The following is a 12,468-nucleotide window of genomic DNA, read 5'->3' on the forward strand; positions in this document are numbered from 1 at the left end:
CGTGCCCGCCCTCGAGCCCGTGAGCGCCGAGCCGCGCGACGTGCTGCGCGCGCTGCGCCGCACGCTCGACGGCGCCGGCCCCGCTCTCGCCCTCGGCTCGCCTTCGGACCTCGACCCGACGGTCGAGGCTCCGCCGGGGACGGCGGCGGTCGTGACGACCTCGGGGTCGACCGGTGTGCCCAAGAGCGTCGTGCTCAGCCGGTCGGCGCTCATCGCCAGCGCCACCGCGACGGCGGAACGCATCGGCGAGGGGCGCTGGTTGCTCGCCCTCGCCCCGTCGTACGTCGCCGGTCTGCAGGTGCTCGTGCGCGGCCTGCTCAGCGGACACGAGCCGGCGGTCCTCTCGGGGTCGTTCTCGCCGGCCGCGTTCGCCGCGGTGACCGCGTCGCTGCACTCGAGCATCGGCGGCGAACGCGTGCCCGTCTACACCTCGCTCGTCCCCGCCCAGGTGTCCGACCTGCTCGACGCAGCCGAGACGGATGCCGCCGTCGCCGCGTCCCTGCGCGCGTTCGAGGCCATCCTCGTCGGCGGGCAGGCGCTGCCGGCGGCGCTGCGCGAGCGTGCCGAGGACGCCGGCGCCCGCATCGTGCGCACCTACGGCTCGACCGAGACCAGCGGCGGCTGCGTCTACGACGGCATCCCGCTGCCCGGCGTCTCGGCGCGGATCGTGGCCGGCGAGGTGCAGCTGAGCGGACCGACGCTCGCCGACGGCTACCTCGGTGAGCCGCAGCGGACGGCCGAGGTCTTCGTCGTCGACGACGGGCGGCGGTGGTACCGCACCGGCGACGCGGGCGAGCTTCACGAGGGGACTCTGCGCGTCACCGGGCGCATCGACAACGTCATCGTCTCGGGCGGCGTCAACGTCTCGCTCGACCGGGTCGAGTCCGCGGTGCGGGAGCTGCCCGGTCTCGGTGCGGCGGTGGTCGTCCCCGTCGGCGACGACCGGTGGGGTGAGGCATCCGTCGTGGTCGTCGCGCGCAACGCGCTCGCCGCTGTCGGCGTCGACGAGGATGCCGCCCTCGCGGCCGTCCGCGCGACGGTCGCCGAGCGCATCGGCAAGCCCGCCCGGCCGACGCGCGTCGTCGCGATCGACCGGATGCCGCTGCTCATCAGCGGCAAGCCCGACCGCGCGGCCGTGCGTCGCGCGCTCGCGATCTAGGATGAACCCTCGTGGCTCGCTCGTCTCGCTCCCCGAAAACATCCCGCCCGGCGCCGCGCGGCGGCAACCCCGCCAAGCGCGGTCTCGTCGCCGCCCCGCCGCCGCGCACGGCGACGGCGCGTGACTGGATCGGCGCCGCGCGCCTGCGCACCCTTCCGCTGGCCGTGACGCCGGTGCTGATCGGCACGGGCGCCGCGATGCTCGTGGACCGTCAGCTGCACGGGGTGATCGCGCTGTGCTGCCTCGTGGTCGCCGTCGCGTTGCAGATCGGCGTCAACTACGCCAACGACTACAGCGACGGCATCCGCGGCACGGACGATGTCCGGGTGGGGCCCGCCCGCCTGACCGGTGGTCGCCTCGCACGGCCGCGCACCGTCCTCGCGGTCGCCCTCGGGTTCTTCGCGCTCGCCGCCATCGCGGGCGTCGCGATCATCGTGCGCACGGGGCACTGGTGGATGCTGCTGGTGGGCGCCCTCTGCGTCGTCGCGGCGTGGTTCTACACCGGCGGCAAACGTCCCTACGGCTACGCCGGCCTCGGCGAGCTGTTCGTCTTCGTCTTCTTCGGCCTCGTCGCCACGGTCGGGACGACGTTCGTCCAGGCCGGTTCGGTGCCGCAGGAGAGCTGGTTCGGCGCGGTCGGCGCGGGCCTGCTCGCCTGCGCGGTGCTGCTGGCGAACAACCTGCGCGACATCGACCAGGACCGCGTCGCGGGCAAGCGAACGCTGACGGTCCTCATCGGCCGGACGGCCACGCGCATCGTGTTCACCGTCTTCGTGCTGGCCCCGTTCGCGATCGCCGTCCTGCTCGCGCTCGTGTACCCCATCGCGTGGCTCAGCCTGTTCGCGCTGCTGCCGGCGCTCTCGGCGATCCTCATCGTGTGGACCTACCGGCAGCCCCGTGAGCTCGTCGTCGCCCTCGCGCTGACCTCGCTCACCTCGGTGGCGTACGGCGCGTTCCTGTTCTGGGCCTTCGTCGGCTGAGTCAGGACGCGGCGTCTTCGGCCTCAGCGTCGGCGACTTCGCCGGAACGGCGGCGCGTGCGACGATCGGCCAGGCTCGTGGCGACGTCGTCGAGCGGGCGGCGCAGGAAGATCATCGACAGGCTGAGACCGATCAGCGCGGCAAAGATCGCCGACAGCCAGTAGTACTCGCGCATGACGGGGAAGAGCATCATCAGGCCGAACGGCACCAAGAAGGCGAGCAGCCGCAGAATCGAGTAGACGACGGCCGATCGGGTGTTCATCCCTCCAGTCTACGTGCGCGTTCCGAGCCGCAGCCCGGGTCCCGCAGGCCGCGGGGCGCCTAGGATGAGAGGATGGCGCGGCTCCTGCTCATCGGTGTGCTTCTGGCACTCGCCTTCTGGGTGTACACCATCGTCGACTGCGCCCTGCAGGACCCCACCCGCCATCGCGGTGTGAGCAAGCCGGTGTGGATCCTCATCGTGATCCTGCTGCCCGTGTTGGGCGGCATCCTGTGGTTCGCCGTCGGCCGCGCGCGCCGCGCTGCGACCCCGACGCGCCGCGCACCCGACGACGATCCCGACTTCCTCGGCCGGATCGGCTCGGTCCGCGACCAGGACGAGCGCATCCGCCGCCTCGAAGAGGAGCTCGCGGCGCTCGATTCCGAGGCCGACGACCCGCGCGACACCCCGCCCGCGCCGTCGGCGAGCGACGACGACGCCGAGGGGCCGACCGGCTCCCGCGGCCCGCGCGCCTGAGATGAGCGGCTCGGACGGCCCGGCCGAGGCCGGACGCGCGCCCGCGACCGATGCGGCCGCCGCGCTGCTCGGCGCCCTCGTGTCGCGCGGCGTGCGCCACGTCGTCCTCAGCCCGGGGTCGCGGTCGCAGGCGCTGGCTCTCGTCGCGGCCGAGCTCGAGCGCCGGGGTGTGATCCGTCTGCACGTGCGCATCGACGAACGCGTCGCCGGGTTCACGGCGCTCGGCATCGGCCGGGAGACCCGTGTTCCGGCCGCGGTGATCTGCACCTCGGGCACCGCCGTGGCGAACCTGATGCCCGCGGTGCTCGAAGCGCACCACTCCGGTGTGCCGCTCCTGCTGCTGACCGCTGACCGTCCGCCCGAGCTGCGCGGAATCGGCGCGAACCAGGCGACGCGCCAGCCCGGGATGTTCTCGGGCTTCGTGCGGCTCGAGCTCGACGTGACCACCCCCGCGGACATCGACCCCGACGGCAGCGGCGCCGAGGCGGCGGACCTGCGGGCCCTCGCCGCTCACGCCGTGACCGCCGCGCGAGGGTCGCTCGCGCGTCCGGCCGGCCCGGTGCACCTGAACCTGCCGTACCGCAACCCGCTCTCGGGTGAACTGCCGCCGTGGCTGGCGGGCGTGGCCGACGCCGCCGACCCCGACGGAGCGGTCGACGCGCCCGACGACTTCGCCTCGGGCGCGCACTACCAGGGCGGTGGCGGCATCGGCGAGGCCGAGGACCCGCCCATCGACGATGAGCCGGTGGCGCTGCCGCGCGGACCGCGGACGATCGTCGTCGCCGGAGCCGACGCCGGACCGGACGCCGAGGAGACCGCGCATCGCGGCGGCTGGCCGCTCATCGCCGAGATCGTCAGCGGGGCCAGGTTCGGCCGCAACCTCGTGCACGGGTACCGCTCCGTGCTCGGCGACCCCGAGCTGGCCGACGCCATCGAGCGGGTCGTCGTGTTCGGGCATCCCACCCTCAGCCGCGAGGTCGCGGCGCTGCTGTCGCGCCGCGACGTCGATGTGATCGCGGTGACCGGCCCGGGTGAGGCGCTGAACCTCAACGGCGAGACGACCCCGGCCCCCGCGGTCACGGTCGCCGACGGTGAGCCCGATCGGGCGTGGCTGGGGGCATGGATGCGGGCTTCGCGCGCGGCATCCGTCGATCTCAGCCCCGCTGCGCCCGACCTCGACGGGCTGGCGTCGGCCGTCCCGCAGGAGCGACTCGGTGCGATCTCGGCCGAGGTCGCGGTGCTGCGGGCTCCCGTCGACCGTGCGTCGCTCGTCGACGCGGTCTGGCGCGCGACCTGGCCGCACGACCGTCTCGTGTTCGCCTCGTCGCGACTCGTGCGCGTGGCCGACAGCGTGCTCGGCGGTAAGAAGGTGCCCGTGCACGCCAACCGCGGACTCGCCGGCATCGACGGCATCGTCGCGACGGGCATCGGTGTCGCGCTCGCGAGTCAGGACGGCAGCGGAGCCGGAGTCACGCGTGTGCTCGCGGGCGACCTGTCGTTGCTCCACGACGTCGGTTCGCTGCTGCTGCCGGGGGCCGAGGACGAGCCACGCATCCAGGTGATCGTGGGCAACGACGGCGGCGGCACGATCTTCGACGGGCTCGAGGTGGCCGACACCGCGCCGCGCGAGGCCGCCGACCGGGTGCTGTTCACGCCACACGAGACACGGCTCGAGCAGCTCGCCCTGGCCTACGGGTGGGAGTACCGGCGGGTGACGACGCGCTCGGCGCTCGATCAGGCGCTGACCGCGCCCGTCGGCGGACGGCAGCTCATCGAGGTGCCGCTGACCCGCTGACCCGCACGCGCGGGCAGGTGTCACGCGAGGGCGTCGACGATCGGGCGGAACTTCACCCGGGTCTCGAGCATCTCCGACTCGGGGTCGCTCGCGTTGACGATCCCGGCGCCCGCGTACGCGGTGAACGGGATGGGGGAGGTCGCGTCGCGGTCGCTGAGGTGGAACTGCGCGCACCGGAGCGCGATGGCCCATTCGCCGTCGCCGTTCGCGTCGATCCAACCGACGGGACCGGCGTAGCGGCCGCGATCGAAGGGCTCGAGCCGTCGGATGACGTCGAGGGCCGCCGTCGTGGGTGTGCCGGCGACGGCGGCGGTGGGGTGCAGTGCGGCGACGAGATCGAGCGCGGAGGCCGCGGCGTCGAGGCGGCCTTCGACGTCGGTGGCGAGGTGCCAGACGTTCGGCAGCTTGAGCATGAACGGCTGCTCGCCGGCCACGAGCGACGACGTCGACGGCCGCAGCGCCTCGAGCACGCTGCGCACTGCGTAGCCGTGCTCGTCGAGGTCCTTCGAGCTGGTGGCGAGGCGGAGGGATGCCGCCGTGTCGGCGTCGGCGTCCGCGCCGCGGGCGATCGTGCCGGCGAGCACGCGCGCCGTGACGGTGCCGCCCGAGACCGTCACGAGCGTCTCGGGGCTCGCCCCGATGAGCCCGTCGACGGCGAAGCTCCAGGTGTCGGGGTAGCCCGAGCCGAGCGCTCGCACGAGTCGGCGCAGGTCGGCGTCGGCGGGAACCGTCCCCGCGAGATCGCGGGCGAGCACGACCTTGCCGACCTCGCCCGCGGCGATCGCGTCGATGCCGGCGCGCACGGCGCGCTCGTACCCGTCGGGGGTCAGCGCTCCCGGTCCGACCGTGGCGGACCAGTGCGGCCCGTATCCGACGACATCGGGCAGCTCGGCGCGGGGCGTCTCGGGCTCCGCGATGATGGCGGTGACCCACGAGCGCGAGCCGCGCCGCCCGACGATGACGCGGGGGACCGAGAAGCTGACCGGCGCCGACCCGGGGCGCCGGCGTGCGTCGGGTCGCGGGTCGAACGGCAGCGCGCCGAAGGCGACGAGTCCGCTGCCCGGCAGTCCGACCGGGTCGTCGATGTCGGCCGCCTCGACCACCTCGCGCCACCAGCGCGCGATGTCGCGGGCACCGCCGCCACCGGCTGCGGCAGAGAACGTCAGCGCACGTCCGCGCGCGGCGAGAGCGTCGCCTCGACGCGACCAGACGAGGGGGTCGTGCGGGTCGGCGTAGGCGAGGACGTCGTCGATCGCATCGACCTCGCGGGTGACCACGCGCAGCCGGACGGCGGGCGCAGAATCGTTCACCAGACCAGCCTAGACTCGGCGGGTGATGCTCCGCCCCGCGCCCGGAACCCCGGTGACCTTCCGTTGGCGCAAGTGGAACGGCGGAACCCACTGGGTGCACGCCTGCGTCTACCTCGGCAACGACGAGCACGGCGAATGGTTCGGTCAGCGGCCGGGAGACCGCAGCAGTCGGCCCGGGCGCGACTTCGTCGCCGAGCACGCGTGCGTCATGCTGCTGCCGCCGTCGGGGGACTGGGTGCTGACGATGAACGCCCCGCCGCATCCGACCCGCGTCTACATCGACCTTGCGTGGGACGCCCGCTGGGATGAGGGCGGCGACCCGACCGGAATCGACATGGACCTCGACGTCGTCGATTCGGCGACCCGCGGCATCTGGATCGACGATCGCGACGAGTGGGACGAGCACCGCGTGGCCTTCGGCTATCCCGCCGACATCGTGGCGCGTCTGGAGGCACGTGCGGTCGAGCTCGAGGCGGAGGTCACCGCGCACCGCGCGCCCTTCGACGACGCGTCGGTGCAGCGGTGGCTGGGCGTCCTCGCGCAGCTTCCCGCGCCTAGACTCGATCCGTGAGCAGCGAGCCCAACCGCGCCGATCTCGGCAAGGACCCGTCCCGTGTGAGCGGCATGTTCGATCAGGTCGCCGGCGCGTACGACCGCACCAACGACATCCTCAGCCTGGGCCAGGACCGGCTGTGGCGGATCGCCGCAACGCGGGCCATCGCGCCGAAGCGCGGGGAGCGCATCCTCGACCTCGCCGCCGGCACGGGCGCGAGCTCGGTGTCGCTCGCACGCAGCGGAGCCGAGGTCGTGGCCGCGGATTTCTCGCCCGGCATGATCGCCGAGGGCGTTCGCCGCTACGGCGCTGAGTCGCCCGGGGGCGGCATCCCGAATCTGTCGTTCGTCGAGGCGGACGCGACCCAGCTGCCGTTCGCCGACGCCGAGTTCGACGTCGTGACGATCTCGTTCGGGCTGCGCAACGTCAACGACCCGCGCCGGGCGCTGGCCGAGATGCTGCGCGTGACCAAGCCGGGCGGCCGCCTGCTCATCAGCGAGTTCTCGCACCCGCGCTCCCGCGCCTTCGCCGGGCTCTACCGGTTCTACAACGACCGGGTGCTGCCGGTGGTCGCGCGCTTCGTGAGCTCGAACGCCGAGGCGTACGACTACCTCAACGAGTCGATCCGCGACTGGCCCGACCAGCGCACGCTCGCAGCATGGATCGGCGAAGCCGGATGGACGGATGTCGCCCACCGCGACCTCTCGTTCGGGATCGTGGCGCTGCACCGCGCTGTCAAGCCCGCTACCTGAACCGACCGCGGCGGATCGGTGCCCTCGGGCGGCCGGTAGGCTGGCCTCGTGACATCGAGCCCCTCCGCGCCGCGGCTGGCGAAGCACCTCGGCATGACCGAGCGCATCTTCGCCGGTCCCCGGACCCGCAAGCTGCTCGCGACGGTCGAAGCGGGCCTCGTGCGCGTCGAGGAACGCCTCGGCGACGAGCTCACCGTCAGCGACGCGCTGGTCGACGCGAAGACCCGTTATCTCTACGAGGCGGGCGGCAAGCGGCTGCGTCCGATGCTCGCGCTGCTCACCGCCCAGCTCGGCGACGGCGCGACCGATGACGTCCTCGCGGGCGCGGCGGCGCTCGAGCTGACGCACCTCGGCTCGCTCTACCACGACGACGTCATGGACGGCGCCGACAAGCGTCGCGGGGTGCCCAGCGCCCACGCGGTGTGGGGCAACAACGTCGCGATCCTGACCGGAGATCTGCTCTTCTCGCGGGCGAGCCAGCTGATGGCGCGCATCGGCGAGCGGGCGATCCGGCTGCAGGCCGACACGTTCGAGCGACTCGTCCTCGGTCAGATGCACGAGACCATCGGCGCGCAGCCCGGTGACGATCCGGTGGACTTCTACATCCAGGTGCTCGCCGACAAGACCGGCTCGCTCATCGCCGCGGCGGCGCAGGTGGGCGTGCTGTTCTCGAACGGTCCGGAGGAGCTCGCCGAGCCGCTGCTGACCTTCGGCGAGAAGGCCGGCGTCGCCTTCCAGCTGCTCGATGACGTCATCGATCTCTCCGCAGACCCCGAGGCGACCGGCAAGGTCCCCGGCACCGATCTGCGCGCCGGCGTCCCGACGATGCCGTACCTGCTCCTCACGCGGGCGAGCGACGACGCGTCGCGTGCCCTGGCCCAGACCATCGACGACGGCGTCTCGGCGATCGCCGAAGGCGCGGACCCCGCAATCCTCGACGAGCCGCTGGCGCGCCTGCGCGACCATGACGTCACCGCCCAGACCCGACGGCTCGCCGAGCAGTGGGCCGACGACGCCGTCGCCGCGCTCGAGCCGCTCCCCGCCGGAGCCGTGCGCGACGCTCTGACCCGGTTCGCCGAGGTCGTCGTCGACCGCGCCAGCTGATCTGCCCCGCTGCGTCCGCGTACGGGCGCGACCAGGAACGAGGAACACCTATGACCAAGCTCAGGCTGGCCATCGTCGGCGCCGGACCCGCCGGCATCTACGCCGCGGATCTGCTGTTGAAGGCCGAGCGCAAGTTCGACGTCTCGATCGACCTGTTCGACCACCTGCCGGCGCCTTACGGCCTCGTCCGTTACGGCGTCGCCCCGGACCACCCGCGCATCAAGGGGATCATCAACGCCCTGCGCGATGTGATCGACAGCGGTCAGATCCGGATGTTCGGCAACGTGCGCTTCGGGGAGGACATCGCCCTCGACGATCTCAAGCACCACTACAACGCCGTCATCTTCGCCACCGGCGCGATCCGCGACGCCGATCTCGACATCCCCGGCATCGACGCCGAAGGCTCGTACGGCGCGGCCGACTTCGTCAGCTGGTACGACGGGCACCCCGACTTCCCGCGCGAGTGGCCGCTGGATGCGGCATCCGTCGGCGTCATCGGCAACGGCAACGTCGCGCTCGATGTCGCCCGCGTGCTGGCCAAGCACGCCGACGACCTGCTCGTCACCGAGATCCCCGACAACGTCTACCAGGGGCTGCGTGCGTCGGCTGTGACCGATGTGCACGTCTTCGGTCGCCGGGGTCCGGCGCAGGTGAAGTTCACCCCGCTCGAACTGCGCGAGCTCGGTGAGCTGCGCGACGTCGACCTCGTCGTCTACGACGAGGACTTCGACTACGACGAGGGCTCGAAGGCCGCCATCGCCTCGAACAAGCAGGTCATGGTCATCGACCGCGTGCTGCAGTCGTGGCGTCAGCGTCTGAGCGCCAACGGTGCCGGAGGCGAGGCATCGCGCCGACTGCACCTGCATTTCTATGCCAAGCCGGTCGAGGTCAAGACGGATGCCGCCGGGCGGGTGGCCGCGCTGGTCTACGAGCGGACGCGACCGGACGGCGAGGGCGGTGTCGAGGGCACCGGCGAGCTGCGCGAGGTCGAGCTGCAGGGCCTGTACCGCGCCGTCGGCTACTTCGGTTCGCCGCTGCCGGGGGTCCCCTTCGACGCGACCCACGGAGTGATCCCGAACCAGGAGGGCCAGGTGCTGCACGAGGACTCGAACGAGCGCGTGCCCGGGGTCTACGCGACCGGCTGGATCAAGCGCGGACCCGTCGGGCTCATCGGCCACACGAAGTCCGACGCGATGGAGACCGTCCGCCACGTCATCAACGACCAGGGGTCGTGGTGGCAGCCCGCCGACCCGTCGGAGCAGGGCGTCATCGACCTGCTGACGCAGCGTGGCGTGGCCTGGACCGACCTCGACGGATGGCACCGCCTCGACCAGCACGAGATCGCACTGGGTGCTCCGGCCGAGCGCGCTCGCGTGAAGGTCGTGGACCGCGACGAGATGGTCGCCATTTCGCGCGGCGAGTGACGTTTGACACCGTACAATCTGTGAGACGGCAGACGTCTGCCGCACGACGGAGACGATCCACCGATGCCCTTCCGCAGCAAGCAGACTCTCGACGCATGGATCGACGAGTTCCAGCAGTTCGGTTACTCCCTCGCGGTGAAGGTCATCCCGCAGGACGGCAGCCTCGGCCGTGACACCGGCCTCGTGGGCATCACGATGATGAACGCGCAGACCGTGACCTACATCGAGCCCGACGTGCCCGGTGGCAACAAGTGGCGCATCACCTTCGAGCCGCGTGAGACCGAGCTGCGCCTGGACGCCGGCGGGGCACTGCGACTGTCGACCGAGCTCGCGATGGTGTCGGCGCTGTGCGCCTTCCTCGAGACGAAGTCCAACGCCTTCTTCGGCGACGACCTCTCGGAGGAATCGGACGCCGTCTCGGCCCGCTGACCTCGCCCCCGCGTTCCGCGGCTGGGCGACCACACCGGATTCCCGCTCGGGCTGCGAGACTGACGGCATGGAGCGGCGCGACGAGGTGACGTGGGAGCCCGATCTGCTCGGGCCCGGGTTCGAGCGGGCGACCCTTCCGCTCGGCACCGACGACGAGGGAGATGTCGTCGCGACGATCGTGCGGTCGATGCCGCATCCCGGGCTGCGGCTGTTCGGCCCGTGGCGCGACGTCGACGTGCTCTACGTCCACGGCTGGTCGGACTACTTCTTCCAGGCCGACCTCGCGCGACTGTTCACCGACCGCGGCGCCCGCTTCCACGCCCTCGATCTGCGCAAGTACGGGCGCAGCATCCGCCCCGGGCAGGCACGCGGATACGTCACGTCGCTCGACGTGTACGACGAGGACATCGCGGCCGCTCTCGCGGTGATGGACACCGAACGTCAGGGGAGACGCCTCGTGCTGCTCGGGCACAGCACCGGTGGGTTGATCCTCACGCTGTGGGCCGCGCGGCACCCGGGACGTGCGGCCGCCGTCATCCTGAACAGTCCGTGGCTCGAGTTCCAGCTGGGGCCGGTGGGACGGCAAGCGGTCGCGCCGCTGGTCGAGGTGCGTGCGCGGTTCGACCCGCGCGGCGCGCATCCCGCCGTCGACTTCGGCTTCTATACCGCCGCCCAGCGAAGGCTCGGCACTCTGCCGCAGGCCCCGGACGGCTGGCGCCCGGCCCGGGGGTTCCCGACCCATCCGGCGTGGCTCGCCGCGATCATCGCCGGCCATGCCCGCATCGCCGCGGGCGTCGACGTAGGATGCCCGACCCTCGTGCTGCTCTCGGCGCGGTCGACCTCACCGCTGCGCTGGAACGACGCGATGACCTCGACCGACTCGGTGCTCGTCGTCGACGACATCGCCCGCGCCGCGACACGCATCGCCGCGACCGTCACGATCGCGCGGATCGACGGCGCGATCCACGACGTGTTCCTCTCGGCCGAGCCCGCACGCGCCCAGGCGGGCGCCGCGCTGGTGTCGTTTCTCGCCGGGCTCGAGCGCGGCCGGGGGATTACCGGTAGTTGACGAACTGCAGGTCGACGTCGAGGTCGGCGGCCTTCAGCATCCGCTGCACTTCCTGCAGGTCGTCGCGCGACTTCGACTGCACGCGCAGCTCGTCGCCCTGGATCTGCGACTTGATCGACTTGGGACCCTCGTCGCGGATCATCTTGCTGATCTTCTTGGCATCCTCCGACGAGATGCCCTCTTTCAGCGTCGAGACGATGCGGTACTCGCGGCCCGAGGCGGTCGGCTCACCCGAGTCGAGGCTCTTCAGCGAGATGCCGCGCTTGATCAGCTTCGTCTGGAAGACGTCGAGCACTGCCTTCGCGCGCTCCTCGGAGTTCGCCTTGATGAGGATCGACTCGCCCGACCAGTCGATAGACGCGTCGGTGCCCTTGAAGTCGTACCGCTGCTCGACCTCCTTGCGGGCCTGATTGAGCGCGTTGTCGGCCTCTTGGCGATCGATCTTGCTGACGATGTCGAACGAGGAATCTGCCATGCCGAGAGTCTAACCGCGCGGCCCCCGAGCCGCCGGGTCGGGAGCGTCGGAGCCCGACGTCGGAGCGCTTCGTAGACTGGAATCCATGCAGGCACTGACCGAGGACCAGGTCCGCTCCACCTTCGTCAACGCCGTTCCCGACGAGGTGCGGCAGCTCGCTCTCCCTCACGACTTCCCGATCGTCGAGTGGGACCATCTCGACTTCCTCGCCTGGCCCGACCCGCGCACGCGCGGACGCGCGTATGTCGTGGCCGAGCTCGACGGCGCACCGACGGGTGTCGTGCTGCGCCGGGCCGACGGACGCAGCGCAGCGCGCGCGGCGATGTGCAACATCTGCCACACGATGCAGCCCGGCGATCAGGTGGCGTTGTTCACCGCACGCAAGGCGGGGGATGCCGGCGACCGCGGCGATGCGGTCGGCACGTACCTCTGCGCCGACCTCGGCTGCCACGAGAACGTGCGGATCGCGGCTCCGCTCGCGCCGAGCGAGATGCGCGCGAGCGTCGACCGCCGCATCGACGGCACGCGGCACCGCGCGCTCGCCTTCGTCGAGCGGATCGTGAGCGACGAGGCCTGACGCAGCGGCATCCGGTTCGCCCGAACGGTGGTTCGGAGCACGGCTTCACCGGGGGTAATATGGGTTCTCGCGCCTCTGGTCGACTGGATAAGCCGGGCAGGTGCG

14 protein-coding genes are annotated in these 12,468 nt (G+C 72.1%); 11 read left to right on the forward strand and 3 right to left on the reverse strand.

What is annotated here, in order from left to right; all coding sequences use genetic code 11:
- Position 1: 1 nt before the first annotated feature.
- Together PUW82_RS05690 and PUW82_RS05695 are read left to right on the forward strand one after the other, a co-directional pair.
- Positions 2 to 1,159 carry an AMP-binding protein gene (locus PUW82_RS05690; protein WP_274221322.1) on the forward strand — a complete coding sequence of 386 codons (1,158 nt, stop codon included), beginning with the start codon at positions 2 to 4 and terminating at the stop codon, positions 1,157 to 1,159.
- Positions 1,160 to 1,170: 11 nt separating this feature from the next.
- Positions 1,171 to 2,139, forward strand: a complete 969-nt coding sequence (locus PUW82_RS05695) for a 1,4-dihydroxy-2-naphthoate polyprenyltransferase (protein WP_274221323.1) — start codon at positions 1,171 to 1,173, stop codon at positions 2,137 to 2,139.
- A gap of 1 nt (position 2,140) precedes the next feature.
- Here PUW82_RS05695 and PUW82_RS05700 read toward each other — a convergent pair whose 3' ends face one another.
- Entirely contained in the window at positions 2,141 to 2,401 is a 261-nt protein-coding gene (locus PUW82_RS05700; protein WP_274221324.1) for a DUF4229 domain-containing protein, read from the reverse strand.
- Positions 2,402 to 2,473: 72 nt separating this feature from the next.
- On the opposite strand from PUW82_RS05700, the gene PUW82_RS05705 reads away from it, so the two are divergent.
- Together PUW82_RS05705 and menD are read left to right on the forward strand one after the other, a co-directional pair.
- Positions 2,474 to 2,875 carry a PLD nuclease N-terminal domain-containing protein gene (locus PUW82_RS05705; RefSeq protein WP_274221325.1) on the forward strand — a complete coding sequence of 134 codons (402 nt, stop codon included), beginning with the start codon at positions 2,474 to 2,476 and terminating at the stop codon, positions 2,873 to 2,875.
- A gap of 1 nt (position 2,876) precedes the next feature.
- Positions 2,877 to 4,670, forward strand: a complete 1,794-nt coding sequence (gene menD / locus PUW82_RS05710) for a 2-succinyl-5-enolpyruvyl-6-hydroxy-3-cyclohexene-1-carboxylic-acid synthase (RefSeq protein ID WP_274221326.1) — start codon at positions 2,877 to 2,879, stop codon at positions 4,668 to 4,670.
- A gap of 20 nt (positions 4,671 to 4,690) precedes the next feature.
- Here the strand turns inward: menD and PUW82_RS05715 are convergent, their stop codons facing one another.
- Positions 4,691 to 5,980: an isochorismate synthase gene (locus PUW82_RS05715; RefSeq protein WP_274221327.1), complete on the reverse strand. Its 1,290-nt coding sequence runs from the start codon at positions 5,978 to 5,980 to the stop codon at positions 4,691 to 4,693.
- A gap of 25 nt (positions 5,981 to 6,005) precedes the next feature.
- Here PUW82_RS05715 and PUW82_RS05720 point away from each other — a divergent pair, with 25 nt between their 5' ends.
- The 6 genes from PUW82_RS05720 (at position 6,006) to PUW82_RS05745 (ending at position 11,311) form a co-directional block, all read left to right on the forward strand.
- Positions 6,006 to 6,551 carry a DUF402 domain-containing protein gene (locus PUW82_RS05720; protein ID WP_337994545.1) on the forward strand — a complete coding sequence of 182 codons (546 nt, stop codon included), beginning with the start codon at positions 6,006 to 6,008 and terminating at the stop codon, positions 6,549 to 6,551.
- Positions 6,548 to 7,285, forward strand: coding sequence for a bifunctional demethylmenaquinone methyltransferase/2-methoxy-6-polyprenyl-1,4-benzoquinol methylase UbiE (ubiE, locus tag PUW82_RS05725; RefSeq protein ID WP_274221329.1), 738 nt, complete (start codon positions 6,548 to 6,550; stop codon positions 7,283 to 7,285). The genes PUW82_RS05720 and ubiE overlap by 4 nt, the downstream gene beginning before the upstream one ends.
- A gap of 48 nt (positions 7,286 to 7,333) precedes the next feature.
- On the forward strand, positions 7,334 to 8,389 hold the full coding sequence (locus PUW82_RS05730; RefSeq protein WP_274221330.1) for a polyprenyl synthetase family protein: 1,056 nt from the start codon (positions 7,334 to 7,336) through the stop codon (positions 8,387 to 8,389).
- A 50-nt stretch (positions 8,390 to 8,439) separates the two neighbouring features.
- Entirely contained in the window at positions 8,440 to 9,813 is a 1,374-nt protein-coding gene (locus PUW82_RS05735) for an FAD-dependent oxidoreductase (RefSeq protein ID WP_274221331.1), read from the forward strand.
- A 63-nt stretch (positions 9,814 to 9,876) separates the two neighbouring features.
- Positions 9,877 to 10,242, forward strand: coding sequence for a hypothetical protein (locus PUW82_RS05740; protein WP_274221332.1), 366 nt, complete (start codon positions 9,877 to 9,879; stop codon positions 10,240 to 10,242).
- A gap of 67 nt (positions 10,243 to 10,309) precedes the next feature.
- Positions 10,310 to 11,311, forward strand: a complete 1,002-nt coding sequence (locus PUW82_RS05745; protein WP_274221333.1) for an alpha/beta hydrolase — start codon at positions 10,310 to 10,312, stop codon at positions 11,309 to 11,311.
- Here PUW82_RS05745 and PUW82_RS05750 read toward each other — a convergent pair.
- Complete coding sequence (locus PUW82_RS05750; protein WP_274221334.1) at positions 11,298 to 11,786, reverse strand: YajQ family cyclic di-GMP-binding protein; 489 nt, start codon at positions 11,784 to 11,786, stop codon at positions 11,298 to 11,300. The two genes, PUW82_RS05745 and PUW82_RS05750, sit on opposite strands and share 14 nt — an antisense overlap.
- An 85-nt stretch (positions 11,787 to 11,871) precedes the next feature.
- Between PUW82_RS05750 and PUW82_RS05755 the strand changes: the two genes are divergently transcribed.
- A complete protein-coding gene (locus PUW82_RS05755; protein ID WP_274221335.1) occupies positions 11,872 to 12,363 on the forward strand; it encodes an FBP domain-containing protein in 492 nt (163 codons plus the stop codon).
- The last annotated feature ends 105 nt before the right edge of the window (positions 12,364 to 12,468 follow it).

It is taken from the genome of Microbacterium thalli (assembly GCF_028737325.1).
In the GTDB taxonomy this organism is placed as follows: domain Bacteria; phylum Actinomycetota; class Actinomycetes; order Actinomycetales; family Microbacteriaceae; genus Microbacterium; species Microbacterium thalli.